The sequence below is a fragment of the Mesorhizobium sp. M0340 genome, assembly GCF_040321535.1.
Taxonomy (GTDB): Bacteria; Pseudomonadota; Alphaproteobacteria; order Rhizobiales; family Rhizobiaceae; genus Mesorhizobium.
In genome coordinates, this window is the sequence record NZ_JAMYRR010000019.1 from 48,782 (window position 1) to 71,001 (window position 22,220).

Consider the following 22,220-nt stretch of genomic DNA (forward strand, 5'->3'; position numbering starts at 1 on the left):
CAACCGGATTCCACTTTTCGGGATCTAGTGGCGGCTTCGTCTGGCCTCGACATGTCGCGCCAGTTCCGGCATCTCGAAGACATAGTCGCTCCAGGCCGATTCCGGAATCTGGCCGGCGAGATAGCACTCCAGCAAAAGCCTCTGCTCGTGGTCGAGTGGACTCGGTGCGCGTTCATGGTCCAGCCCAAGTGAATGGAACAGATTCCTGGTCAGCCCCGCGACAGTGAAGTGGATCGACATTTGTGCGGTCTCCTCCTTTGGACGCTCAACGCCGAACCTGGGGCTAAGGTTTCAGCAACGGCCGGCCGGCAACGCCGGATTGATCGCGGTGCGGAACCAGCCGCGCGCTTCAAATTTCGCCGTGGCGGGCGTCGTTGCTGCCGGTTCGTCTCAATCTTGAAATAAAAATGTAATATTGAATTCACGCGAGTGGATTTACTACACTAGAACTGAAGTCTCCGATGGTGTTGTGGTCTACTTCAATTAGGTATAACTGATTTAGCCAGCACTTATCCATAGTCGACAAAGAAATCCTGTTCTCGGTGCAACAAGGACAATGGTCGTTCCAATGACACGCTTCTGGCTCCTCACGATTCTGATGCTGGTGTCGGCAATAGCCATTGCGCTCGGCACATCCTTCTCCTACGCGGATAGCTGCGGTGCTATCAGGAGCCAATTGCTTTCGGCGGGGCGCAGCGGCGGGACCAGCCCCGAGCTTGCCCGACTGCGCCGGCAACTCCCGCGGTTCAAAAGCTGGAGAGACAACGCCGATGCACGGCGAAAACGGCCGGCTTCTTCTTCAACCCCTGCGCCGACCTGGTCGCCAGCAAGGCGGAGGTGCAACGCCAGATCGCCAGACTGTCGAATTCGGGCAGGGACACATCCGGATTGAAGGCCAGGTTTGTCGCGCTGGGCTGCGCCGCCCCCGCTGCCAAGAAACAGCCGGCGCAGCAGCGCACAGCACCCAAACCCCAGTTCGCAGGCGCAACAATGGGCGGCAATCGGATGCTGTTTTGCGTTCGCTTGTCGGACGGATATTTCTTCCCCGCGCCAAAATCGCAGTTCGCCAAGAGCGACGATCTGAAGGAAACGGTCGATCAGTGCCGCTATATCTGCGACGATGCCGGCGTCGACCTCTACACGCTGAGCGACGCCACTCGCGAGACTGAAGAGATGGTCGCGCTCCAGTCGGGAAAACCCTATGTGGAGCTACCTGCCGCGTTCCGGTACCGCGACGACGCGAACTTCAAGGCCTGCGACGTCAAGCGCTATTATCGGCGCGTCGCCGAACTCCGGGCACGAACCGTGACACCGGCCAACATGACCAACGCCATCATTCCTTTGCCGACGGCAAAGCCGGATTTTGGCATCGTCGCGGAAATTCCTGAATCCGGGATCGAAACCGCCGGTGCCGTTCCTGCAGAGGCAAAGACGCCGGTTGCCGAGGTGCAAGGCGCCGCCCAGCATCAGTCGATCGAAAGGGCGATCGGCGCGCGGCCGGTGAGAGTGGTCGGGCCAGCCTTTTTTCCGGCGAACTGACCCAGGCGGGCGATGTTCCGAGACGGCGAACTTTTGACCGGATAGCCGCTTCGAGGCGTAGGGCCGTCGACCGACGTCGGCTGGTTATTCGCAGACCATGCGGGCCCGTTTGCCGGGCTCGCTGACGTTCCTGCAAGTTAGCGCCTTCGTCGGCTCCGGCGACAGCACGGGTGGGTTGTTGGTGGCCCTCCTCCGTGGCGCTGCAACGGAAGCTGCATTCCTGCGCATCGCCGGCCTTTTCGTCGTTTGCGGCGCCACTGGAAAGACGTCGGTCTCCAGTTGCGACTGTTCGGCTTGCGCCTGCGGCGAAGGCCGGTCCCAGAACCGGCGAACATCGAGCGGCTTGGGAATGATCACGGTGCCGTCATAGCTGCGCGCGCAGCCGCTTCCCAGAGGCAGCGCCAGGCACAGGAAGACAGGCAGAATCCGTCGAGACATCAGCAATACCCCTGCAAGCTTATAACGCCGCTTCGGCCTAACCGACAACCGGCGGAATAGGGCGAAGGGAGTAGATACCGTGAAGTAGAAGTCGTCGCGCTTCCCGTCGAAGGCCTTGCTCGAAGATCGAGCGCCGAGTCGGGCGCGAATGGGGGTCCAGCGCGAGTTAGAAACTTGCGATTCGTCAACGCTTCCAGCGTAAGGCCATGGTGCGATCGCACCATACCAAAGCCGCGCTGAGTGGCGACAATGGGATGTTCGAAGTTCCGCTCCTCCAGTTACGGGCGGGAGCAGCGACCGCCGGCAAGAAACAGGGTCAGATTTACCCCAACGGACCTGTTTCGGCGATGGCGCGGCCATGACACGTTCTGGCTGCATGCAACGCGCTCCCGTCCGGCTTTTTTCTTTTAAAGCCGGTGGCTGCGATCGCCGAGCAGACGATGCCGGCCGGAAATCACGCAAGCTGCTGATTCCAGCGGCAAACCGCGGCCCATGCCGACAAAGACCGCGGCCGCCCCTTCTTAACCCGGCTGGACGACGTTACCGGAGCGACATGAAACTGTCATGCGACTGTAATAGTCGGGGGCTATTGGCCTCAGCGGGCGCCGGAGGAATGGCGCCGAGAGACCATATTCCGAACAGGAGCAGGCCACATGAGACATTTCATCCGCTCGGCGGCCGTTGCGATTGCAATGGCGGCGACGACCACCCTCACCCTGTCCGCCGCGCTCGCCGCGGACATCTCCGGCGCCGGCGCCACCTTCCCCTACCCGATCTATGCGAAGTGGGCCGACACCTACAAGAAAGACACCGGCGTTGGCCTCAACTACCAGTCGATCGGTTCCGGCGGCGGCATCAAGCAGATCAAGGCCAAGACCGTGACCTTCGGCGCTTCGGATGCGCCGCTCAAGGGCGACGAGCTTGAAGCGTCCGGACTGGCTCAGTTCCCGATGGTGATGGGCGGCATCGTTCCGGTCGTCAACCTCGAAGGCATCAAGCCGGGCGAGTTGGTTCTCGACGGCCCGACGCTGGCCGACATCTTCCTCGGCAAGATCACGAGCTGGGATGACGAGGCGATCAAGAAGCTCAATCCCGACGTCAAGCTGCCTTCGCAAGCGATCGCGGTCGTTCACCGTTCCGATGGTTCGGGCACGACGTTCAACTTCACCTATTACCTCGGCGACGTCAGCGCGGACTGGAAAGAAAAGGTCGGCGTCGACAAGGCCGTGGAATGGCCGGTCGGCATCGGCGCCAAGGGCAATGAGGGCGTTGCCAACAACGTCTCCCAGACGGGCGGCGCGATCGGTTATGTCGAATACGCCTATGCCAAGCAGAACAAGCTCACCCACACCGACATGATCAACAAGGACGGCAAGAAGGTCGAGCCCACCGCAGCCGCGTTCTCGGCGGCAGCGGCCAATGCCGACTGGAGCTCGCAGCCGGGCTATGGGGTGATCCTCGCCAATGAGCCGGGCGCCGAGTCCTGGCCGATGACGGCGGCGACGTGGATCCTCCTGTATAAGAAGCCGGACGACGCCGCGACCACCGGCGAAGCGCTCAAATTCTTCGCCTGGGCGTATGACAAGGGCGACGAGATGGCCGGCGAGCTGGACTACGTTCCGATGCCCGACAAGGTGGTTGAGAGCGTCAAGGCCATGTGGGCCAAGGAAGTCGTCGGCGACGATGGCAAGCCGCTCTACTCGGCTATGTAATCTCCTCCAGGGAGGGCGTCGACGGCGCCCTCCCTGTTGCCTTTAATTGCGAGGACCCAATGACCATCGCTTCCGATGCCATGCCATCATCTGCAGCAGCCCGGGCCAGGGACGCTACGGTGCGGCGCTTCGCGCTCACAGATGCCATATTTCGCGGACTCACCCGCGCTTCCGCAATCCTTGTGCTGGTCATCCTCGGCGGTGTCGCGATCTCGCTGTTTGCCGGCTCATGGCAGGCGCTGTCGTCCTTCGGTTTTTCTTTCCTGACGACTGAGAGCTGGAATCCGGTCACGGAAAAATTTGGCGCACTGGCGCCGATCTACGGCACCCTGGTAACGGCGGCGATCGCCATCCTGATCGCGGTTCCGATCGGCATCGGCATTGCAATCTTTCTCACCGAGCTCTGCCCGCGCCCGCTCAGGCGCCCGATCGGCATAGCGGTCGAGCTGTTGGCCGGCATTCCCTCGATCATCTATGGTATCTGGGGCCTGTTCGTGTTCGCGCCGTTCCTGCAGACGACGATACAACCCTTCATCATCAGCATCTTCCACGGCGTGCCGGGACTATCCAGCCTTTTCGCCGGCCCTCCTTACGGCATCGGCCTTCTGACCTCGGCGCTGATCCTCGCCATCATGGTGTTGCCCTTCATCACCTCGATCACCAAGGACGTTTTCGATACGGTGCCGGCGGTGCTGAAGGAATCGGCCTACGGCATCGGTTGCACCACCTGGGAGGTGACCCGGCGCGTGGTCATTCCCTATACCCGCATCGGCATCATGGGCGGCGTTATGCTTGGCCTCGGCCGGGCACTCGGCGAAACCATGGCGGTGACTTTCGTCATCGGCAACGCGCATCGCATCAGTGCCTCCCTGTTCGCACCGGGCACGACGATCTCGGCGACCATCGCCAATGAATTTACCGAGGCCGACGGCGACCTCTACACCTCCTCGCTGGTCGCGCTCGGCCTGATCCTGTTCGTCATCACCTTCCTGATCCTTGCCGCCGCCCGCTATATGCTGATGCGGATCGACGCCCGTACGGGAGCCTGACCGATGTCGACATCCTCATCGCTCCACAGCCGCCGCAAAGCCAGGAATTCGGTGATGATGGCGCTTTGCGTCGTCGCCGCCGGCATCGGGCTTGCCTGGCTGGCGCTCATCCTCGGTGCGTTGGTCTATAAGGGCACAGCCGGGCTTTCGTTCGCGGTCTTCACCGAGATGACGCCGCCGCCAGGCGAGGCCGGCGGCCTGCTCAATGCCATCGCGGGCAGCCTGCTGATGACGATCATCGCCGTTGTCGTCGGCACGCCGATCGGCGTGCTGGCGGGAACCTACATGGCCGAGTATGGACGTTTTTCGCGCATCACCACCGTCGTCCGCTTCATCAACGACATCCTGTTGTCGGCGCCGTCGATCATCATCGGCTTGTTCGTCTACGAATTGATGGTGCGGCCAATGGGACATTTCTCGGCCATTGCCGGCGCCGTGGCGCTTGCCATCCTGGTCATTCCGGTGGTCGTGCGCACCACTGAAGACATGCTCAACCTGGTGCCGAACGCGTTGCGTGAAGCCGGTGCCGCGATCGGCGCGCCACGCTGGGTGGTGATCCGTTCGGTCGCCTACCGCGCCGCATTGTCCGGCATCGTCACCGGCATATTGCTGGCGATAGCACGCATTTCCGGCGAGACGGCGCCGCTGCTCTTCACCGCGCTCAACAACCAGTTCTGGAGCAGCAATATCAACGCGCCGATGGCCAGCCTGCCGGTGACCATCTTCCAGTTCGCTCTCAGCCCTTACGAGGAATGGCAGCAATTGGCGTGGACCGGCGCACTCATAATCACCCTGACGGTTCTGGGCTTGAGCATCCTCGCCCGCAGCCTTACCGGACGCAGAGAGGACAGATGACACAGATGTTGTCCCCGGACATGACGATGACCGAAACGGCCACCGAGAAGACGAAGATCGAGGTCAAGAACCTCAACTTCTACTACGGCCAGAGCAAGGCGCTGAAGGACATCAGCCTGTCGCTGCCCGAGCGCAGCGTCACAGCCTTCATCGGCCCTTCGGGTTGCGGGAAATCGACGCTGCTGCGCGTCTTCAACCGCATCTACGAGCTCTACCCGAAACAGACCGCCGAGGGCCAGGTGCTGCTCGACGGCAAGAACATTCTCGACCGGTCGCAGGATCTCAACCTCCTCAGGACAAAGATCGGCATGGTGTTCCAGAAGCCGACGCCGTTCCCGATGTCGATCTACGAGAACATAGCATTCGGCGTCAGGCTCTACGAGAATCTCGGCAAGTCCGAGATGGACGGCCGCGTCGAGCAAGCGTTGAAGCGGGCCGCGCTGTGGAGCGAGGTCAAGGACAAGCTAAACGCCAGCGGGTTGAGCCTGTCCGGTGGCCAGCAGCAGCGGCTCTGCATCGCGCGCACCGTGGCAGTGAAGCCGGAAGTCATTCTGCTCGACGAACCGGCTTCGGCCCTCGACCCGCTGTCGACGGCCAAGATCGAGGAACTGATCGACGAGCTGCAAGCCGACTACACGATCGTCATCGTCACCCACAACATGCAGCAAGCGGCGCGCGTGTCGCGCCAGACCGCCTTCATGTATCTGGGTGAACTGGTCGAGTTCGACCGGACCGAGAAGATATTCACGTCGCCCCGCGAGAAGCGCACGCAGGACTACATCACCGGCCGCTTCGGCTGAGCCGTTCCGATCATGCATATGAGGACAGGACCATGGGCGAACACACAGTCGCTTCTTTCGACGAGGATCTCGAGCAGATCAGCAAGCTGATCCGCGACATGGCCGACCTCGCCGGTTCGATGGTCGGCGGGGCGACCAAGGCCCTGTTGAATTCCGACAACGTGCTGGCGCAACGCGTCGTCTCCGACGACGCCATCATGGATGCGCGTCAACGCGAACTGGACGATCGCGCCATCACCCTGATCGCCAAGCGCCAGCCAATGGCTCACGATCTGCGCCATGTCGTCGGAGCGATCCGCATGGCCGGCGACCTCGAACGCATCGGCGACCTTGCCAAGAACATCGCCAAGCGTGTGAGCGCGGTCGGCCTCAGCGTCACGCCGCGCGACCTATCGCATTCCATCGATGCGATGGCGCAGCTAGTGCTCATCCAGGTGCAGGGCGTCATCGAGGAATATGCTGCAGGCGATGCGGCCGCGTTGGCCAAGCTGCGCGCCGCCGACGAGCGCATCGACGTCAAATACACGTCGGTGTTCCGCGAGCTGTTGACCTACATGATGGAAGATCCGCGCAACATCACCGCTTGCACGCATCTGCTGTTCTGCGCCAAGAATCTCGAGCGGATCGGCGACCATGTCACCAACATCGCCGAAAATGCGTACTATGTGCTGACCGGCGAGCAATTGCCGGTCAATCGTCCGAAGCAGGACGAAACGACAATGCCTGCACCGGTGACATGATGGGGGTGCCCAGCCGATGATCGCACCACGCATAATGGTGGTGGAGGACGAGGAGCCGTTGGGCGTGCTGCTCCGCTACAATCTCGAATCCGAAGGCTACCAGGTCGAGGTGGTGACACGCGGCGACGAAGCCGAGATCCGTTTGCAGGAAAATGTGCCCGACCTTCTGGTGCTCGACTGGATGATACCGGCGGTTTCCGGCATCGAGCTCTGCCGCAGGTTGCGCGTGCGCCCCGAAACCGAGCGGCTGCCGATCATCATGCTGACCGCGCGCGGCGAGGAGAGCGACCGGGTGCGCGGTCTTTCGACCGGCGCCGACGACTATCTGGTCAAACCGTTTTCGACACCGGAATTCATGGCCAGGGTCAAGGCGCTGCTGCGGCGCGCCAAGCCGGAAGTGCTGTCCAGCGTGCTGAAGGTCGGCGACATCGTGCTCGATCGCGAATCGCACCGGGTTTATCGCAAGAAGAGCGAGATCCGGCTCGGGCCGACCGAATTCCGGCTGCTCGAGTTCATGATGCGGCATCCGGGCCGCGTCTTCTCGCGTAGCCAGTTGCTCGATAATGTCTGGGGCGAGACGATCTATATCGACGAACGCACCGTCGACGTGCATGTCGGGCGGCTGCGCAAAGCCGTCAATAACGGCCGCATGCCGGATGTCATCCGCACCATCCGCGGCGCCGGCTATGCGATCAGGGAAGATTGACCCGCCTGGTCAGGCGACGTTCCTTCTGACGCCGGGCCTCATTTGCGCGCCCGGCGCGAAAATCTCCTGGTCGACGAAGCTTAACGCCCGCATCGCGCAGCCTTCGCGGATCAGCGGCAATTCGTTTGGCTCGGTGTCGAAGGAGATCGAGCCCGAATGCTGGCCACCGGCGGTCTGGGCGATGGCCTTGCGCAAGGCCGGCTCGATCAGATCGAAGGCAGCGGCACTGGCGCCGACCATCGCGACCGGTGCTGGATCGATCAGCGCGAACAGCGAGCCGAGACCGAAACCCAGCGCTTCGCCGGCCTTGCGGTAGGCCTCGCGTTCCGGCCCATCCTTCTCGCGCGCGCGGGCCGCCAGAGCGCGCATGTCGGCGTCGCTGACGTCGGCGATAGGTTCGCTGTCTTCGCTCATCTGCCTGGCGTTGCGCCAGATGGCATAGTTGCCGGCATAGGCTTCGACGCAGCCGCGCCGCCCGCAACGGCAGAGCGCTCCGCCCGGACGATGGATCATGTGGCCAAATTCGCCGCCCGAGGAATGCGTCCCGGTGAACAGTTCGCCCTTCAGCACAAGCCCCATACCGATGCCATGCGAAAGCAGGATGGCGATGAAGTCGTCGCGATAGCGATCCGGATCGCGCCAGCGCAAAGCCACCGCCATCATATTGCAGTCGTTCTCCACCGTGGCCGGGATACCGAATTCGTCCTCCAGCATGTCGGCAAAGGCGATGTCGGTCTGCGGCGTGATCGGCGACCACAGCATGGCGCGTGCAGGGGAGTCGGTAATGCCCTGAATCGCCAGGGCGATGCGGGCGACACTGCGGACGTCAAGGTCTGGGTCCTCAAGCCGGCGCCGGACGATGGCCCTGCATTCGCGGATCAGTTCGTCGCGCGGCATGGTCAGCGTGTCCAGCCGGCGCTGTTCCTCGGCGACCACCTGTCCCGCATAGTCGATAATGGCGGCCGACAGGAAATTCAGCGACAACACCACGGTCAGCACCGCCGCCGCTTCCGGGTTGAGGGCGAGGCCGACCTGCGGACGACCGCGTTTCAACGAAACGGGCTCACTTGCCTTGCTCTCGGCGAGGATGCCTTCCCGTATCAGGTCGGAGGAGATCGCCGATATGGTTGAATGACTGAGGCCGGTGGTGGCTGCGATCTCCGTACGCGATGGCTGGCCGGCCCGGCGCACCGCCGAGATCACCATCGCCCGGTTGCGCCGGCGCAAATCGTCGTGGCGGATTCCGACCGACATCGTTTTGCTTTCCTCCCGGTTGCCGCGGCCGCTCATGAACCGGAAGCCGTCGGTAATGTCCGACAAATAGTGTCAGATGCGGCAAATAGTGTCAGATGCAGGTGGCGCTGTCATCGTTTATTCCGACGCTCGAAAAAACTCGCAGAGTCATCAAAATCCATCACAATCGATGTTGACAGCAGCCGGAGATCGGGCCAGTATTTTTTCGAGGCTCGAAAAAATTAGAGCTTCCAAGCTGGTCGTTGAGCAATTGGTCACGCCGTACGCGGCGCAGGGAGGATATGATGAAGAGATTCACGACCGCCATTCTGGCGGGTGTCGCCATGACGCTGGCGCTGGCGTCGGTGGCGCAGGCGAAAGACAAGGTCATCGGCGTTTCCTGGTCGAACTTCCAGGAAGAGCGCTGGAAGACCGACGAGGCCGCAATGAAGGCGGCCATCGAGGCCGCCGGCGACAAGTATATTTCCGCCGACGCACAGTCCAACCCCGGCAAGCAGCTCACCGACGTCGAGAGCCTGATCTCGCAGGGTGCCAATGCGCTGATCATCCTCGCACAGGATGCCTCGGCCATCGGGCCGGCCGTGCAGAAGGCACTGGACGAAGGCATCCCGGTCGTCGGCTATGACCGGCTGATCGAGAACAAGGACGTGTTCTATCTGACCTTCGACAACAAGGAAGTCGGCCGCATGCAGGCCCGCGAAGTCTTCAAGGTGAAGCCGGAAGGCAATTACGTCTTCATCAAGGGTTCGGGTTCCGATCCGAATGCCGATTTCCTGTTTGCCGGTTCGATGGAGGTGCTGAAGGAGGCCATCGACAGCGGCAAGATCAAGAATGTCGGCGAGGCCTATACGGACGGCTGGCTGCCGGCCAACGCTCAGAAGAACATGGAACAGTTCCTGACCGCCAACGACAACAAGGTCGATGCCGTGGTCGCGGCCAATGACGGCACCGCCGGTGGCGTCGTCGCCGCGCTGACGGCGCAAGGGCTGGCCGGATCGGTTCCGGTCTCGGGCCAGGACGGCGACCACGCCGCACTGAACCGCATCGCGCTTGGCACACAGACCGTGTCGGTGTGGAAGGACGCGCGCGAGCTCGGTAAGAACGCCGCCGAGATCGCCTCGCAGCTTGCCGACGGCAAGCAGATGACCGACATTGCCGGCGTGAAGGATTTCACCACGCCCGGCGGCAACACGGTCAAGTCGCTGTTCCTGACTCCGGTGGCCATCACCAAGGATAACCTCAACGTCGTCATCGACGCCGGTTGGATCAAGAAAGAAGAGGTCTGCGCCGGCGTGGCGGCTGGCACTGTTGCGGTCTGCAACTGAGCCGACGTTTCCGAGAAGTCCGAACGCCGCGGCCGCTCGCCGCGGCGTTTTTTCAAAAAGAATTGTTTTTCCGCTTCCGGCGGATAACTTCTAGGCTGCTTCCGGCATCCGCGGCAGACGGCAACCCGGCGGGAGAAACATGATGACCGACACGACTTCCAACACGCCGGTCGACAGCACGGCAGACCGGGCGCGGGAATCCGAGCTCGGCATCGTTGCCCGGTTTCTCAAGGCAACCGAGATCGACACCCGCATGCTCGGCATGGTCGGCGCGCTGTTGGTCATCTGGATCGGCCTGCATGTCGTTTCCAGCGTACGGCTCGGCGTCAATCCGTTCGACTTCGACAGCCGGACCTTCCTGACGCCACGCAATCTCTGGAACCTCTCGGTGCAGACTTCCGCCGTGGCCATAATGGCCGCCGGAATGGTGCTGGTTATCGTCATGCGCAATATCGACCTGTCGGTCGGTTCCGCCGAAGGCCTGATTGGCGTAGTCATGGGCTTTGCGCAGGTGCATTTCCTGGTGCGAATGATCGGTCTGCAACTCGGCAACCCCTGGATCTGGATCCTGGCGCTGGCCATTGGCCTGGCGCTCGGCCTTCTTATCGGAGCGTTCCAGGGATACATCATCGCTTATCTCGAGGTGCCGGCCTTCATCGTGACGCTGGGCGGCCTTCTGGTCTGGCGGGGTGCCGCATGGTGGGTCGCCAGCGGTCAGACGATTGCGCCGCTTGATGCCACGTTCCAGCTGATGGGCGGTGGGCCGGCGGGTTCGATCGGCGCGCGATGGAGCTGGATCGTCGGAATTATCGCGTGCCTGGCGGTTGTGTTCATGCTGCTCAACGGGCGGGTGCAGCGCAAGCGGTTCCGCTTTCCGTTGCGCCCGATCTGGGCCGAGACGTTCCTCGGTGTCCTCACCTGCGCTGTGATCATGGGGGCCATATGGCTCGCCAATTCCTATCCTTGGCCGGTCGGCATCGTGAACAGATACGCGGCGGCCAACAATATAAACGTTCCCGAAGGCGGGCTGTTCATCGCCCATGGCATCGCCATACCCGTGCTGATGGCTGTGGCGGTCGGGCTGATCATGACCTTCATCACCAAGCGTACCCGTTTTGGCCGCTATGTCTTCGCTATCGGCGGCAATCCGGAAGCCGCCAACCTTGCCGGTATCAACACGCGGTGGGTGACCATGAAGGTGTTCATGATCATGGGCGTGCTGGCGACGATCGCCGCGGCGATCTCGTCAGCCAGGCAGAACTCGTCGACCAATGCGCTGGGCACGCTAGACGAACTGCTGGTCATCGCCGCCGCGGTCATCGGCGGCACGTCACTTGCAGGCGGCTCCGGCACGGTGCTCGGCGCCATGCTCGGCGCCCTTTTGATGCAGTCGCTGCAATCCGGCATGGTGCTGCTCGGCATCGATTCACCGCTGCAGAGCATCGTCGTCGGTGCCGTGCTGGTGCTCGCGGTCTGGCTCGATACCTTCTATCGCAAACGCGTTTAGGGAGGAGGAACGATCATGGCCGACAAGACCGCTCCCACGGGCACGCCGCTGATCGACATGCGCAACATCTCGATCGCCTTCGGCGGCATTCGCGCTGTCGACGATGCCTCGGTCGATCTTTTCCCGGGCGAGGTGATGGCTTTGCTCGGCCACAACGGTGCCGGCAAATCGACGTTGATAAAAATCCTGTCCGGCGCCTACAGGCGCGATGCGGGCCAGATTTTCGTCAACGGCGAGGAGGCTTCGATCTCCAACCCTCGCGACGCCAAGAAGTACGGCATCGAGACGATCTATCAGACGCTGGCGCTGGCCGACAATGTCGATGCGGCCGCCAACCTTTTTCTCGGCCGCGAGCTGATGACCGGCTGGGGTACGCTCGACGACGTCGCCATGGAGGCCGAGGCGCGCAAGGTGATGGGCAGGCTCAATCCGCGTTTCCAACGCTTCAAGGAGCCGGTGGTAAAGCTTTCGGGCGGGCAGCGGCAGTCGGTGGCGATCGCCCGCGCCATCCTGTTCAATGCTCGCATTCTGATCATGGACGAGCCGACGGCGGCACTCGGGCCGCAAGAGACGGCGCAGGTCGGCGAACTGGTCAAGCAGCTCAAGGCCGACGGCATCGGCATCTTCCTGATCAGCCATGATATTCACGACGTGTTCGAGCTTGCCGACCGTGTCTGCGTCATGAAGAACGGTCGGGTTGTCGGCACGGCGCGCACAACCGACGTCACCCAGGACGAAGTGCTCGGCATGATCATCCTCGGCAAGTGCCCACCCGGCGCCATTCCGGGGCCGGGCGCGCTGAAGATCGCCGCATGAACGAGAATTAGCCGGCTAATCACAAGCCGCCAAAATATGCCAGCCGTCACCATGCTTTGGCCTGGGCATTGTGTTGGCGTCGGGACTTGCCCATAAAAGATGCCGAACCGTCCACGGGACGTATCAGCAATTGAAGAAGCTGTTTCCGACCGTCGCTTTTATCGCCGTCGCGCTGATCAGCCTGACGATGGCGGGCTTTGCCTATTTTGCCACCCAGGAGGCGGCCCGCATAAAATTCGAGGCGACGGCGGACGACGCGCTTAACCGGATCGAAAGCCGCATCGACCTGGACCTGTCGCTGCTGCGCTCAACGCGAGCGCTGTTCGACGCTCGCAATGGCGGTATCTCGCAAGGCGAGTTCAAGGCTTTCTTCAACGCGCTCGACATCGACAATAATTTCGCCGGCCTGCGCGGCATCGGTTTCCTCCGCCTGGCGAAAACTGGCAACGAGGCGGCGGTCGAGCGCGACATCCTGCACGATCACGGCGCAAGCCATCCGATCTACCCCGACACGAACTTACCGTGGCGTACGCCCATCGTGCTGTTCGAACCGCTGGATCCGTCCAACCAATCCAGCATCGGCTACGACATGTTCACCGGGCCGGCGCGGCGCGAGGCGATCGAAAAGGCGATGGCCGACGATCAGCAGCACGCCAGCGGGCTCGTGCAGCTCGGCAAGGATACGGGTGCCGCGCAGACCTTTACCGGGTTCCTCGTCTTCGTCCGGCTCAATGTCGAAACCGCGCCGGACGCCGTGAACGCGACGAGATCCTCGACTGCCGGCTTCCTTTATGCGGCCTTCCGCGCCCGTGACCTGTTCCAGGCTGCGCTCAGTCGGGCACCATTGCTGCCGGTCAACACCGAGATCTATGACGGCACAGTTGACAGCGACAACCTGCTGTTCCAATCGGAAACGCCGCCTGTTTCGAGCCTCGGCGACAGGCTGCTGGTCACCCGCAAGATCACCGTCGCCGGCCGGCCGTGGGTCGTCCTGTTCAGGCCGACAAGTGCTTTCTCGCAACCTTCCTCGCGCGCCATCCCGGTGATGCTCGGATTGTTCGGACTGCTGCTTGCGGGCGCCATCGCGCTGGTGGCCCGCTATCAGGAGCGGGCCTATGAGGCGATCTCGCTGCTTCACGAAACGACCGAAAAGAGCCTGCTGGAAAAAGACCTGATGCTGCAGGAGATGAAGCATCGCATCAAGAACTCGATCACGCGGGTGCTGGCAATCGCGCGCCAGACAGCATCGCACACTACCGACGTCCAGGAATTCTCGGCTTCTTTCTCGGCCCGGCTGCAGGCGATGGCGGCTTCCCAGGACATGCTGACGCGCTCACGCTGGCAGAAAGCCGATCTCGGCGACCTGCTGCGCATCGAGCTAGGCCAGGTGTTCGGCAGTGAGCTTCCTGAAGGGCTGCTGTCGGGACCGCAGGTTCTTCTCGATGAAAAGACGACGCAGGCACTCGGCCTCGTCTTTCACGAACTGGCGACTAACGCGCTGAAGCATGGCGAAGCCGGCAATTCAGTCGGTGCGCTGAAGGTCGACTGGTCGCTCGAAGGAGGTAGCGGCGCCCGGACACTGGCCCTCAACTGGCGCGAGGCCGGTCAGAAGAAGCTCGCGACACCGGCAAAGAGCGGTTTTGGCACCAGACTGATCGATCTCAACATCACACGCGAATTGCGTGGCACAATCAGGCGCGATTTTCGCGAAGATGGCTTGAACGTGGAAATCAGGGTTCCGCTGCCGGCCTGAAACGCCTCTCGCGGGCCGCGTCGCAACAGCGCTTCAAAGGGCAAACGCGAAGACAGGTGGCCTGCCTCCGCGTTTGCTATTCGCCTGGAGCTCGAAACTAGTTGCAGCGAGCTGTGTAAATCCGGCCGTGACGATCTCTGTATTGGCAGTAGCCATTTTGCAGACGGCGAACCAGCAGACCGCCAATCGCACCAGCGCCAGCGCCGATCAAAGCGCCCTTGCCGCCGCCGACAGCGCCACCAATGAGCGCGCCGCCCACAGTGCCGATACCCACGTTCTCTTCCGTGGTGGTGCAGCCGCTGACCGCAACCACGGCAACCATGGCAATAATCATCTTCCGCATGAAGTCATCCTCACTTTTGTCCTCACTTTAATAAGCTCCAGCCGCCATTTAGCATGAAAGTTCGGCCTTTGCCCGCACGATTTCATTGTTGATTAAGATAGTCTTTTTCGGGGCGTGCGCCGTTCGATGCTACCACGAACCCGGAAATCTCCAAGGACGCATCGAGCGTGCCGTCGGGACGCACGTTCCAGACGATCCTGTCACAGTCGTCCTCGAGCGCCGGATCGACGGCAAGGCATCTGGCGACGAGATGCTGGGCCTGGCCTTGCAGGTCGGTGACCGCGAACGGGCGCGGCCGAGTACTCGGGCAGTGGTTTCAAAGCGATCAAGCAGAGGCGAACTCGATCAGATCAACTGGGACGCTGCGGTCAGGACGATCGCGGCCATAAGCGCGACGGCGGCGAAGCGGAGGGGCGAAGCACGAGGCGCGGGCGCTGCGGACGCTTCGGGATCCTGAAAACCGCCCATCGAGACACGAGCGGCCTGTTCCAGTCTGTTCAAGTCGGCAGCCGTCAAGGCCCATTCCTTTCATTTTGTGCCAAACTCAATCGATGGATTGACACGTCGGACAGGATCGGACTTTATGGTGAACAGTCGGTTAAAGTTGGCGATGCGCAGAAGCCTTCTCGCGGCGGCCGCCGTTCGTTCAATCCGTCTCGAAATTGCCGTGAGGAACAAGAAGGCGGTATTCGAGGCGGTTCCCGGTGATCTCAAGTGTCGCCGTTCCATTCAACGATGTGGGTACGACGCGTTCAAGCGCGACGCTGCCAAAACGCTTCTCGCTACGCTGATTGTCATTGGCTCCGATCACTTCGGCCCATGTCAGCGACAGCGCAGGCTCGCCAGCGGAAGCTGCCGTCAGATCGGCCGTCACCTCGACGAAACCGTCGCTGCGCGACAGCGCGCCATAGCTGACCGAATTGAGGGCGAGCTCATGCATGGCCAAGCCGATGTGCAAGGCGGCATTGGGGTTGAGATATGGATTTGCGCCGCGGAAACGCAGGCTGTGTAAGGGGTCCGCGCCGTACCTGCCGACCTGACCGGAAACCAGCTCGCGCAGCGCTGCGCCCCGCCAGTTGGATGACGTGACCAGGTCCTGCGAGGAGGCCAGCGACTGCAATCGGCCCCGGAAACGCGTCAGGAAATCGTCAATGCTGCCGGAGTAACGGCCCGTCTGGGTGGCGATGCTCTGGATGATGGCCAAAAGGTTCTTGGAGCGATGACTGACTTCACGCAGCAGCGCCTTCAGCGTCTGCTCCCGGCGTTTCTGCTCGGTTGTTTCGACCATCGTGGTCACGATGCCCTGCACCGCGCCGGTGTCGCTGCGGTCGGCGTCGATCCACACCTGAAACCAGCGGGCGCCATCATCGGCCGGCACGCTGAGTTCGAGATGTTGAGGATTGCCGGAGACGATGACGTCGTGCTTGGCAGCGCCGATACGCTCTGCCTGCGCCGGCGGCAAGATGCCGTTGTTGTCGGAGGCATCGGAAGTCCATGGTGCGCGCATGTTGCGCGCCCACACGGTTTTCATCTCGCGATCTTGGTATAGAACGGAAACCCCGGCATTGTGCAAAGCGTGAAGAAGGGCTCGGCCAAGCTGCATTCCGCTTTCGGCGGGATGCGGAGCGATGATCTCATCACTCTGGCCGCGGTCTTTCATTTTTCCGACTCTGGAACGCATCGGTCAATTTTGCTCAACCCACGTCGGGCTGAACGGCTCAGGGTAAAATGGGTTCCAAAAGGAGGAGCTGCGGATCAAGCCCTAAAAAGCGGTCCGCCGAGCGGCATCCCGTTAGAGGACACTGCCCGGCGGTGGCTGGAAACCGTTTGAGGGGTGCGGCTTCCAGTGTTCGCTTGAATGGCCGCTTGGCATTCACGCCCGTCTGATCAGGCCGGCAATTAGCGATATGATCAGGAAGGCGAGAAAGATGAAGAACAATATCTGCGCTATGCCGGCCGAAGTGCCAGCGATGCCGCCGAAACCAAGCGCACCGGCGATAATCGCCACGACTAGAAATACGAGCGCCCAGTAAAGCATGATCCATCTCCTTCCAATGCTGCGGTGAAAACGTGATTCGCCTCCGTTTGTTCCACCATTTCCCGAAAAAGACGATGCTGAAAATCGTTGCGGCCCGAATTGCTGCGATGTGTGCGAAAAGGTCCTCGTCAGGTTCGGCAGCAGTCGGCTGTCGTGTGTTAAGCCGGCGTCACGCCCCATCTGGTTCAAGAGGAGTGGCTATCCCACACCCTGGCGGCGGCAATTCGGCCGCTCGCTGTTTATGCCGCGGCTTTCGCGTGCCGGTCAAAGAACAGGGCCTGGCTGATAAGAGCCTTGACCATATCCGGGTTGAACGGCTTGGTAACGAGGAAAGCCGGTTCCGGCCGCTCGCCGGTGAGCAGGCGCTCGGGAAAGGCGGTGATGAAGATCACCGGCACCGAGGTGGACGACAGGATCTCATTGACGGCCGCGATACCCGAACTGCCGTCGGCAAGCTGAATATCGGCAAGCACCATCTTTGGCCGCGTCTTGCCGAACATCGCCACCGCCTCGGCGTGGGTGCGCGCCGTTCCGACGACGCGGTGGCCGAGGCTTTCGACCATTTCCTCGATATCCATGGCGATCAGCGGCTCATCCTCGATGATCAGCACATCGGTTGCCACCTGGCGGGAGATCTCGTTGCTCGCCTGCGCGAGAAGTTCGGAGAATTCCTGTTCGTCGACGTCGAGAATCTCCGCCGCCTCGTCTTCGCTGAAGCCTTCAACCGCGACCAGCAGAAAGGCTTGGCGGGGACGAGGCGCAATTGCATTCAGATTGGCCGCGGCACGCTGTTCCCATGCCGACTGGGCATGCTCCTGCGGAACGCGAATGGCCACTGAGGTGAAGAGCTTGGCAAAGACCTTGTAGAGCGCGATGCGGTCGTTCGATGCGTTCGGAAAGATGTCGACATCGGCAATGATGGCCTCGAGCATTGCGGCGACCAGCGCGTCGCCGCTCTCCTGCGAACCGGATACAGCGCGCGAGAAGCGACGCAGGAACGGCAGGTGCGGAGCGATGGTTGCTGATAGGCTCATATTGGACGTCTCCCTCATATGACGTGATGCATGTTACAGCTAAAAACGGTTCGCAGGGCCCAAGGTTGAAAACGCAGGTTCTGCGAAAAAGTTCCGATCATGCGGAACTAAGTATATGGGCTGGCGTTTAAGGGCGGGTTGGGCAACCAGACGAGGCTGCCGCTTGCCTTGCGTTATGTGTTGAAGGGCGGCTTAAGGCTGGGACAAAAGGGCGAATGAAGAACATGACGAAAGCTACCATGGGTGGCGTTGGCAACGGGCGCCGGGCTGCTTCCCGCGACCCGCTTGGGCCGAACTCGGAAATCGGGCGCAAACTCAAACAATACTACGACGAGCTGGTCTCCGACAATGTGCCGGATCGCTTCGCCCAACTGCTCAGCCAGTTGGAAAAGGCCGAACCTGTACAAAAGAAGGACTGAGGCATGGCGGCCGTCTCCCAGGGCTTCAAGACCGACTTGCTCGGCTCGATCCCGAGCCTGCGGGCTTTTGCCGTGTCGCTGACGCAAAACGCCGACAAGGCCGACGACTTGGTGCAGGAAACATTGGTCAAGGCCTGGGACAAGCATGAAAGCTTCCAGCCCGGCACCAATCTGAAGGCATGGCTGTTCACGATCTTGCGCAACGAATTCTATTCGCAGATGCGCAAGCGCGGCCGCGAGGTGCAGGATAGCGATGGTGTCATGACGGCCAGGCTTGCCGTTCACCCGGCCCAGCACGGCCAGCTTGACCTCGAAGACTTTCGCGGCGCGCTCGAATTGCTGCCAGAAGACCAGCGCGAAGCCATTATCCTCATCGGCGCGTCGGGCTTCTCCTACGAGGAAGCGGCCGAGATCTGCGGCTGCGCCGTCGGAACGATCAAGAGCCGCGTCAGCCGCGCCCGCACACGGCTGCAGGAAATCCTGAAGATCTCCGGTGAAGACGAGTATGGCCCGGACGCAATTTCGGCTCAGGTAACCGGGTCGACGGCTGCGTGAGGCGCGGCGTGTTCGAACCCCTCCGCGCCTCAGCGGAGAGGCGTTCGCCTGCAGGCCGCCGCCACTGCCTCGACGAGATCGTCTCCCGAATAGGGCTTGGTGACCAGTCTGACGCCGGGAAAGGATTTCTTGATCTCGTTCGTATCCGAATAGCCGGAGGCGAAGACGAACGGGATGCCCGCTTCACGCAGCCGCGAAGCAAATTGGAGCGTCGAAACGCCGCTCAGCATGAGGTCGACGATGGCCACATCGAACTGGACGGCAACGTCTTGCTGTTCGATCTCGGTCAGATCACGGGCGATGACCACATTGAGCGCGCCGTAGTCGCGGCAAAGCTGCTCGATATCCATGGCAATCAGGAACTCATCTTCCAGGATAAGAATCCGCAAACCGTCAAGTGATGCGCGCACGCAGCAATATCTCCTTAAATGCGTATCGTGAAACGAGGGAAGTCATGATCGTTATTTGGCATGCTGTCATTTAAAAAAGACGTGCCGGCGCGGATGCGTCGGCCTCGGCCCATGCAAGGCATTTGCAACGCGCGCTGCCGGAGATAGGGTTAGAAGAGGTTCGCGCCGGAACCTTGGGGTCTGTCGGGCGTTTCGACCGAGCAAAATCATGGAGAGTGAAGCAATGGCGACTGCCGCAGGTAAGGCCGGGAACGAAACCCGCACGAATTCCGATATTGAGGCCGACATCGCACAATTGAAGGCCGACATCGATCAACTTACCAAGCTGTTGGCCAAAACTGGCGAACATGGCTACGGGGCAGCGCGGCGAGTCGCCGCCGAAAGCGTCGAGCAGTTGCGAACCCAGGGCGAGGCAGCCTTCGATAGCTTGCGCACCAACGCCAGGGACATCGAGGCGCAGATGATAGCGCATATGCGCGAAAAACCGGTGACTTCGCTGGCGATCGCCGCAGGCGTCGGATTCCTCTTCGCGCTTCTCGCGCGCCGCTAGTTCTGCACGCATGGGAATGCTTGCATCGCTGATCTCGGGCCTTGCCTCGGGCGAAACCATTGCGGCGGTGCAACGCGTGCGCGTCGCTGCGATTGTCTATTCGGTCGCAGCGCTCGCGGCGCTGTGCGGCCTCGGCTTCCTCGTCGGGGCGGCCTGTATCTGGGCGGCCGCCCGCTATGGGCCGATGGCAGCTTGCCTGAGCTTCGGGATCGGCTTTCTGGCAATCGCCGGTCTCATCCTGCTCGTCTACCGGATGTCGGCCGGCTCGCGCGCCAGGCGCCGGGCGAAGCGACGCAACGCCGACATGAAGGCTATCGGCATCACTGCGGCACTCGCCGTGCTGCCGGCGCTGCTCAAGGGCAAAGGTGGCCTGGCGAAGGGCGGGTTGGGCGCCATTCTCGGCCCGGCGATAGCACTCGCTGCCTACGCCATCTACCGCGAGAACGTGAAGCGCGGCTCGGATGATCCGGATACCGGCAAACGCGAATAGTTCGGGACAAACGATTCTGGCGCCGGTCGCAAAATGCCGGCGTTACAAATCTTCGAGCGGAATCGATATTTCCGCGACCACGCCATCCGGCCGGAATTCATGGGTCACCTCGCTGGAAATGACCTTGGCCAGGCTGCGGCGGATCAGGATCGAGCCGAAGCCATGGCGTTCGGGCGGCGCAACCCGCGGGCCGCCGCTTTCGCGCCAGGCCAGCAACAGACGCCGTGCACCCTTCCTGCCTTGTACCTTCCAATCGAGATCGACCTTTCCGGAAGAAACCGAGAGCGACCCGTATTGCAGTGCGTTGCTTGCCAGTTCATGCAGGATCAGCCCGAGCCCGACTGCCTGGTCGGGTGAGAGCAAGACATCGGCGCCGGAGATCGCCATCCGCGATTGTCCGGCGGCTTGGAACGGCTTTACCTCGATCTGTACCAGCTCGCGGATGCCGATGCCGCGCCACTCGCGGTCCGACAGCAGGCTGTGCGCAACGCCCAGTGCCTGCAGCCTGGCACTGAAGGCGCCGAGGAATTCGCTTGGCTGGCGGGCATGGCGAACGGTCTGCGTGGCCAGCGCCTGTACAGTTGCCAACGTGTTCTTGACGCGATGATTGAGCTCGCGCAGCAACAGCCGTTGGCGTTCGTCGCCTAGCTTGCGTTCAGTGATGTCGTAATTGACGCCGAAGATCAGCGTCGGCTTGCCCTCGCCGTCGCGCTCTATGACGCGGCCGCGCGTTGCGATCCATCGTGGCGGATCGAGGCCTCTGACACGGTATTCGCCAAAATAGTCATCGCTGCCGGTCAGCGCGTCGCGAAAGCGTGTTTCGGTCTGGTGAACGTCGCGCGGGTCGATGGCGGTCAGGATGTCGCGCGCCCTCAGCCTGTTCGACTTCGGCAGGTTGAACAATTCGGGCAGCAGGACGTCGCAGTCGATCATTTCGCTGCGGATATCCCATGCCCAGCTGGCAAGCGAAGCCGCATCGAGCGCGATAGCGCGCCGCTTTTCCTCTCGAACCAATGCGGCCTTGGCGATCGCCGCGCTGCGGGTTGCATCCTTCAGCGTGAACAGGCTGGCGGCGAGCCCAGCCAGCGCCGACAACTGGTCGAGCTGGACAGAGGAGGGATGTGCGTGCGGCTTCCGGTCGAGCACGCACAGCGTGCCGATCAGCGCGCCGTCGATCATGATCGGCACGCCTGCATAAAAGCGGATATGATGCTCGCCGGTGACCAGCGGATTGGCTTTGAACCGCGGATCGGCCGCCGCGTCGGCCACCACCATCGGCACGTTGCCGGCTGCGATGGCATAGGCACAGAACGATGTCTCGGTTGCGGTTTCGGTCTGGTCGAGGCCGATACAGGACTTGAACCACTGCCGCTCGGCGTCGAGCAGCGTGATCAGTGCGACAGGCGTTTGCATCGCCGAAGCGGCAAGACCACCGATACGATCGAAATCAGGGTCGGCAGCCCTGTCCAGCGCGTCGAGGCCGTGCAGCACGGCAAGACGGTCCGCGGCGCCCACCACACGGCGAATATCGGCCGGCAGGCCCGGCGTGTTCTGGCTATTGTCGTCCACTATGCCCCCAGTGGCCGGCTCTGATTGATCAGGCCAACCGGCCCGTTTGCCGCCTTGCAGAGCCGGAACTTTCGCTGCGGGGGACCGTTACCAGCCAACGCCCCGCCAGTTACGCCTGCCGGCGCCAAATATGGAGCCAGACAATGCCAAAAACCATTCCTGAAAACAAAGCCCGTCAAGGACGGCAGGGTCGGCATGTCCTTCGTATCCTGATCGCCGCGCTGTTGCTGGCTTTTATCGCCTGGGGCGTCGCCGAAATCTACGGCTGGATGATCGAGACGCCGAAGACCGAACAGGGCAACACGCCCAGCGGCTAGG

26 protein-coding genes and 1 pseudogene are annotated in these 22,220 nt (G+C 61.9%); 16 read left to right on the forward strand and 11 right to left on the reverse strand.

Features of this window, described 5'->3' with window-relative positions; genetic code table 11:
• Window positions 1-24: 24 nt before the first annotated feature.
• Entirely contained in the window at window positions 25-240 is a 216-nt protein-coding gene (locus NKI79_RS24185; RefSeq protein WP_352805090.1) for a hypothetical protein, read from the reverse strand.
• 597 nt (window positions 241-837) lie between these two features.
• Between NKI79_RS24185 and NKI79_RS24190 the strand changes: the two genes are divergently transcribed.
• Complete coding sequence (locus NKI79_RS24190) at window positions 838-1,539, forward strand: DUF2865 domain-containing protein (RefSeq protein ID WP_352805092.1); 702 nt, start codon at window positions 838-840, stop codon at window positions 1,537-1,539.
• Between the two features lie 84 nt (window positions 1,540-1,623).
• Here the strand turns inward: NKI79_RS24190 and NKI79_RS24195 are convergent, their stop codons facing one another.
• Entirely contained in the window at window positions 1,624-1,977 is a 354-nt protein-coding gene (locus tag NKI79_RS24195; protein ID WP_254816568.1) for a hypothetical protein, read from the reverse strand.
• A gap of 653 nt (window positions 1,978-2,630) precedes the next feature.
• Between NKI79_RS24195 and pstS the strand changes: the two genes are divergently transcribed.
• Genes pstS through phoB form a run of 6 tightly spaced genes read left to right on the forward strand, consistent with a single transcriptional unit; the run spans window position 2,631 to window position 7,839 of the window.
• Window positions 2,631-3,689: a phosphate ABC transporter substrate-binding protein PstS gene (gene pstS / locus NKI79_RS24200; protein ID WP_352505022.1), complete on the forward strand. Its 1,059-nt coding sequence runs from the start codon at window positions 2,631-2,633 to the stop codon at window positions 3,687-3,689.
• 59 nt (window positions 3,690-3,748) lie between these two features.
• On the forward strand, window positions 3,749-4,738 hold the full coding sequence (pstC, locus tag NKI79_RS24205; protein ID WP_352805096.1) for a phosphate ABC transporter permease subunit PstC: 990 nt from the start codon (window positions 3,749-3,751) through the stop codon (window positions 4,736-4,738).
• 3 nt (window positions 4,739-4,741) lie between these two features.
• Entirely contained in the window at window positions 4,742-5,593 is an 852-nt protein-coding gene (gene pstA, locus NKI79_RS24210) for a phosphate ABC transporter permease PstA (protein WP_023720929.1), read from the forward strand.
• Window positions 5,590-6,393, forward strand: a complete 804-nt coding sequence (gene pstB, locus NKI79_RS24215; protein WP_352805099.1) for a phosphate ABC transporter ATP-binding protein PstB — start codon at window positions 5,590-5,592, stop codon at window positions 6,391-6,393. The genes pstA and pstB overlap by 4 nt, the downstream gene beginning before the upstream one ends.
• A gap of 32 nt (window positions 6,394-6,425) precedes the next feature.
• Window positions 6,426-7,133 carry a phosphate signaling complex protein PhoU gene (gene phoU, locus NKI79_RS24220; protein ID WP_352476194.1) on the forward strand — a complete coding sequence of 236 codons (708 nt, stop codon included), beginning with the start codon at window positions 6,426-6,428 and terminating at the stop codon, window positions 7,131-7,133.
• Between the two features lie 16 nt (window positions 7,134-7,149).
• Window positions 7,150-7,839, forward strand: coding sequence for a phosphate regulon transcriptional regulator PhoB (gene phoB, locus NKI79_RS24225; RefSeq protein WP_031212149.1), 690 nt, complete (start codon window positions 7,150-7,152; stop codon window positions 7,837-7,839).
• A 9-nt stretch (window positions 7,840-7,848) separates the two neighbouring features.
• Here phoB and NKI79_RS24230 read toward each other — a convergent pair whose 3' ends face one another.
• Complete coding sequence (locus NKI79_RS24230; protein WP_352476196.1) at window positions 7,849-9,093, reverse strand: ROK family protein; 1,245 nt, start codon at window positions 9,091-9,093, stop codon at window positions 7,849-7,851.
• Window positions 9,094-9,377: 284 nt separating this feature from the next.
• On the opposite strand from NKI79_RS24230, the gene xylF reads away from it, so the two are divergent.
• The 4 genes from xylF to NKI79_RS24250 all read left to right on the forward strand — a co-directional run bounded on the left by xylF (window position 9,378) and on the right by NKI79_RS24250 (window position 14,494).
• Window positions 9,378-10,418 (forward strand): D-xylose ABC transporter substrate-binding protein, encoded by a 1,041-nt coding sequence (gene xylF, locus NKI79_RS24235; protein WP_352476197.1) that lies wholly within the window; start codon window positions 9,378-9,380, stop codon window positions 10,416-10,418.
• A gap of 142 nt (window positions 10,419-10,560) precedes the next feature.
• Window positions 10,561-11,925 (forward strand): sugar ABC transporter permease, encoded by a 1,365-nt coding sequence (locus NKI79_RS24240; RefSeq protein WP_352805104.1) that lies wholly within the window; start codon window positions 10,561-10,563, stop codon window positions 11,923-11,925.
• A gap of 15 nt (window positions 11,926-11,940) precedes the next feature.
• Window positions 11,941-12,741 carry an ATP-binding cassette domain-containing protein gene (locus NKI79_RS24245; protein WP_352476200.1) on the forward strand — a complete coding sequence of 267 codons (801 nt, stop codon included), beginning with the start codon at window positions 11,941-11,943 and terminating at the stop codon, window positions 12,739-12,741.
• Window positions 12,742-12,871: 130 nt separating this feature from the next.
• Entirely contained in the window at window positions 12,872-14,494 is a 1,623-nt protein-coding gene (locus NKI79_RS24250) for a CHASE domain-containing protein (protein ID WP_352476201.1), read from the forward strand.
• 97 nt (window positions 14,495-14,591) lie between these two features.
• On the opposite strand, the gene NKI79_RS24255 is transcribed toward NKI79_RS24250, so the two are convergent.
• The 6 genes and pseudogenes from NKI79_RS24255 to NKI79_RS24280 all read right to left on the reverse strand — a co-directional run bounded on the left by NKI79_RS24255 (window position 14,592) and on the right by NKI79_RS24280 (window position 17,909).
• On the reverse strand, window positions 14,592-14,837 hold the full coding sequence (locus NKI79_RS24255; RefSeq protein WP_006328050.1) for a YMGG-like glycine zipper-containing protein: 246 nt from the start codon (window positions 14,835-14,837) through the stop codon (window positions 14,592-14,594).
• Window positions 14,838-14,919: 82 nt separating this feature from the next.
• Window positions 14,920-15,138: pseudogene (locus NKI79_RS24260) on the reverse strand (hypothetical protein); the annotation flags it as partial.
• Between the two features lie 44 nt (window positions 15,139-15,182).
• Complete coding sequence (locus tag NKI79_RS24265) at window positions 15,183-15,353, reverse strand: hypothetical protein (RefSeq protein WP_352476202.1); 171 nt, start codon at window positions 15,351-15,353, stop codon at window positions 15,183-15,185.
• A gap of 130 nt (window positions 15,354-15,483) precedes the next feature.
• Window positions 15,484-16,518 (reverse strand): sensor histidine kinase, encoded by a 1,035-nt coding sequence (locus NKI79_RS24270; RefSeq protein WP_352476203.1) that lies wholly within the window; start codon window positions 16,516-16,518, stop codon window positions 15,484-15,486.
• A gap of 192 nt (window positions 16,519-16,710) precedes the next feature.
• Window positions 16,711-16,875, reverse strand: a complete 165-nt coding sequence (locus NKI79_RS24275; protein ID WP_023678541.1) for a DUF1328 domain-containing protein — start codon at window positions 16,873-16,875, stop codon at window positions 16,711-16,713.
• Window positions 16,876-17,114: 239 nt separating this feature from the next.
• Window positions 17,115-17,909 carry a response regulator gene (locus NKI79_RS24280; protein ID WP_352476204.1) on the reverse strand — a complete coding sequence of 265 codons (795 nt, stop codon included), beginning with the start codon at window positions 17,907-17,909 and terminating at the stop codon, window positions 17,115-17,117.
• A 215-nt stretch (window positions 17,910-18,124) separates the two neighbouring features.
• Between NKI79_RS24280 and NKI79_RS24285 the strand changes: the two genes are divergently transcribed.
• Window positions 18,125-18,328 (forward strand): NepR family anti-sigma factor, encoded by a 204-nt coding sequence (locus NKI79_RS24285; protein WP_023678543.1) that lies wholly within the window; start codon window positions 18,125-18,127, stop codon window positions 18,326-18,328.
• A 3-nt stretch (window positions 18,329-18,331) separates the two neighbouring features.
• Window positions 18,332-18,883 carry a sigma-70 family RNA polymerase sigma factor gene (locus tag NKI79_RS24290; protein WP_023678544.1) on the forward strand — a complete coding sequence of 184 codons (552 nt, stop codon included), beginning with the start codon at window positions 18,332-18,334 and terminating at the stop codon, window positions 18,881-18,883.
• A 29-nt stretch (window positions 18,884-18,912) separates the two neighbouring features.
• Here NKI79_RS24290 and NKI79_RS24295 read toward each other — a convergent pair whose 3' ends face one another.
• Window positions 18,913-19,233 carry a response regulator gene (locus NKI79_RS24295; protein WP_502909856.1) on the reverse strand — a complete coding sequence of 107 codons (321 nt, stop codon included), beginning with the start codon at window positions 19,231-19,233 and terminating at the stop codon, window positions 18,913-18,915.
• 283 nt (window positions 19,234-19,516) lie between these two features.
• Here NKI79_RS24295 and NKI79_RS24300 point away from each other — a divergent pair, with 283 nt between their 5' ends.
• Together NKI79_RS24300 and NKI79_RS24305 are read left to right on the forward strand one after the other, a co-directional pair.
• Window positions 19,517-19,843 (forward strand): ElaB/YgaM/YqjD family protein, encoded by a 327-nt coding sequence (locus tag NKI79_RS24300; protein WP_352805110.1) that lies wholly within the window; start codon window positions 19,517-19,519, stop codon window positions 19,841-19,843.
• 10 nt (window positions 19,844-19,853) lie between these two features.
• Entirely contained in the window at window positions 19,854-20,333 is a 480-nt protein-coding gene (locus tag NKI79_RS24305) for a hypothetical protein (protein ID WP_352805112.1), read from the forward strand.
• A 42-nt stretch (window positions 20,334-20,375) separates the two neighbouring features.
• Here the strand turns inward: NKI79_RS24305 and NKI79_RS24310 are convergent, their stop codons facing one another.
• Window positions 20,376-21,902, reverse strand: a complete 1,527-nt coding sequence (locus NKI79_RS24310; RefSeq protein WP_352805114.1) for a sensor histidine kinase — start codon at window positions 21,900-21,902, stop codon at window positions 20,376-20,378.
• A 143-nt stretch (window positions 21,903-22,045) separates the two neighbouring features.
• Between NKI79_RS24310 and NKI79_RS24315 the strand changes: the two genes are divergently transcribed.
• Window positions 22,046-22,219 carry a hypothetical protein gene (locus tag NKI79_RS24315; RefSeq protein ID WP_352805116.1) on the forward strand — a complete coding sequence of 58 codons (174 nt, stop codon included), beginning with the start codon at window positions 22,046-22,048 and terminating at the stop codon, window positions 22,217-22,219.
• Window position 22,220 lies beyond the last annotated feature (1 nt).

Coding starts and splice junctions, on each gene's coding strand:
- NKI79_RS24185 (WP_352805090.1), bottom strand. CDS start 240: ATGTCGATCCACTTCACTGTCGCGGGGCTGACCAGGAATCTGTTCCAT.
- NKI79_RS24195 (WP_254816568.1), bottom strand. CDS start 1,977: ATGTCTCGACGGATTCTGCCTGTCTTCCTGTGCCTGGCGCTGCCTCTG.
- pstS (WP_352505022.1), top strand. CDS start 2,631: ATGAGACATTTCATCCGCTCGGCGGCCGTTGCGATTGCAATGGCGGCG.
- pstC (WP_352805096.1), top strand. CDS start 3,749: ATGACCATCGCTTCCGATGCCATGCCATCATCTGCAGCAGCCCGGGCC.
- pstA (WP_023720929.1), top strand. CDS start 4,742: ATGTCGACATCCTCATCGCTCCACAGCCGCCGCAAAGCCAGGAATTCG.
- pstB (WP_352805099.1), top strand. CDS start 5,590: ATGACACAGATGTTGTCCCCGGACATGACGATGACCGAAACGGCCACC.
- phoU (WP_352476194.1), top strand. CDS start 6,426: ATGGGCGAACACACAGTCGCTTCTTTCGACGAGGATCTCGAGCAGATC.
- phoB (WP_031212149.1), top strand. CDS start 7,150: ATGATCGCACCACGCATAATGGTGGTGGAGGACGAGGAGCCGTTGGGC.
- NKI79_RS24230 (WP_352476196.1), bottom strand. CDS start 9,093: ATGTCGGTCGGAATCCGCCACGACGATTTGCGCCGGCGCAACCGGGCG.
- xylF (WP_352476197.1), top strand. CDS start 9,378: ATGAAGAGATTCACGACCGCCATTCTGGCGGGTGTCGCCATGACGCTG.
- NKI79_RS24240 (WP_352805104.1), top strand. CDS start 10,561: ATGACCGACACGACTTCCAACACGCCGGTCGACAGCACGGCAGACCGG.
- NKI79_RS24245 (WP_352476200.1), top strand. CDS start 11,941: ATGGCCGACAAGACCGCTCCCACGGGCACGCCGCTGATCGACATGCGC.
- NKI79_RS24255 (WP_006328050.1), bottom strand. CDS start 14,837: ATGCGGAAGATGATTATTGCCATGGTTGCCGTGGTTGCGGTCAGCGGC.
- NKI79_RS24270 (WP_352476203.1), bottom strand. CDS start 16,518: ATGCGTTCCAGAGTCGGAAAAATGAAAGACCGCGGCCAGAGTGATGAG.
- NKI79_RS24275 (WP_023678541.1), bottom strand. CDS start 16,875: ATGCTTTACTGGGCGCTCGTATTTCTAGTCGTGGCGATTATCGCCGGT.
- NKI79_RS24280 (WP_352476204.1), bottom strand. CDS start 17,909: ATGAGCCTATCAGCAACCATCGCTCCGCACCTGCCGTTCCTGCGTCGC.
- NKI79_RS24285 (WP_023678543.1), top strand. CDS start 18,125: ATGAAGAACATGACGAAAGCTACCATGGGTGGCGTTGGCAACGGGCGC.
- NKI79_RS24290 (WP_023678544.1), top strand. CDS start 18,332: ATGGCGGCCGTCTCCCAGGGCTTCAAGACCGACTTGCTCGGCTCGATC.
- NKI79_RS24295 (WP_502909856.1), bottom strand. CDS start 19,233: ATGGATATCGAGCAGCTTTGCCGCGACTACGGCGCGCTCAATGTGGTC.
- NKI79_RS24300 (WP_352805110.1), top strand. CDS start 19,517: ATGGCGACTGCCGCAGGTAAGGCCGGGAACGAAACCCGCACGAATTCC.
- NKI79_RS24305 (WP_352805112.1), top strand. CDS start 19,854: ATGGGAATGCTTGCATCGCTGATCTCGGGCCTTGCCTCGGGCGAAACC.
- NKI79_RS24315 (WP_352805116.1), top strand. CDS start 22,046: ATGCCAAAAACCATTCCTGAAAACAAAGCCCGTCAAGGACGGCAGGGT.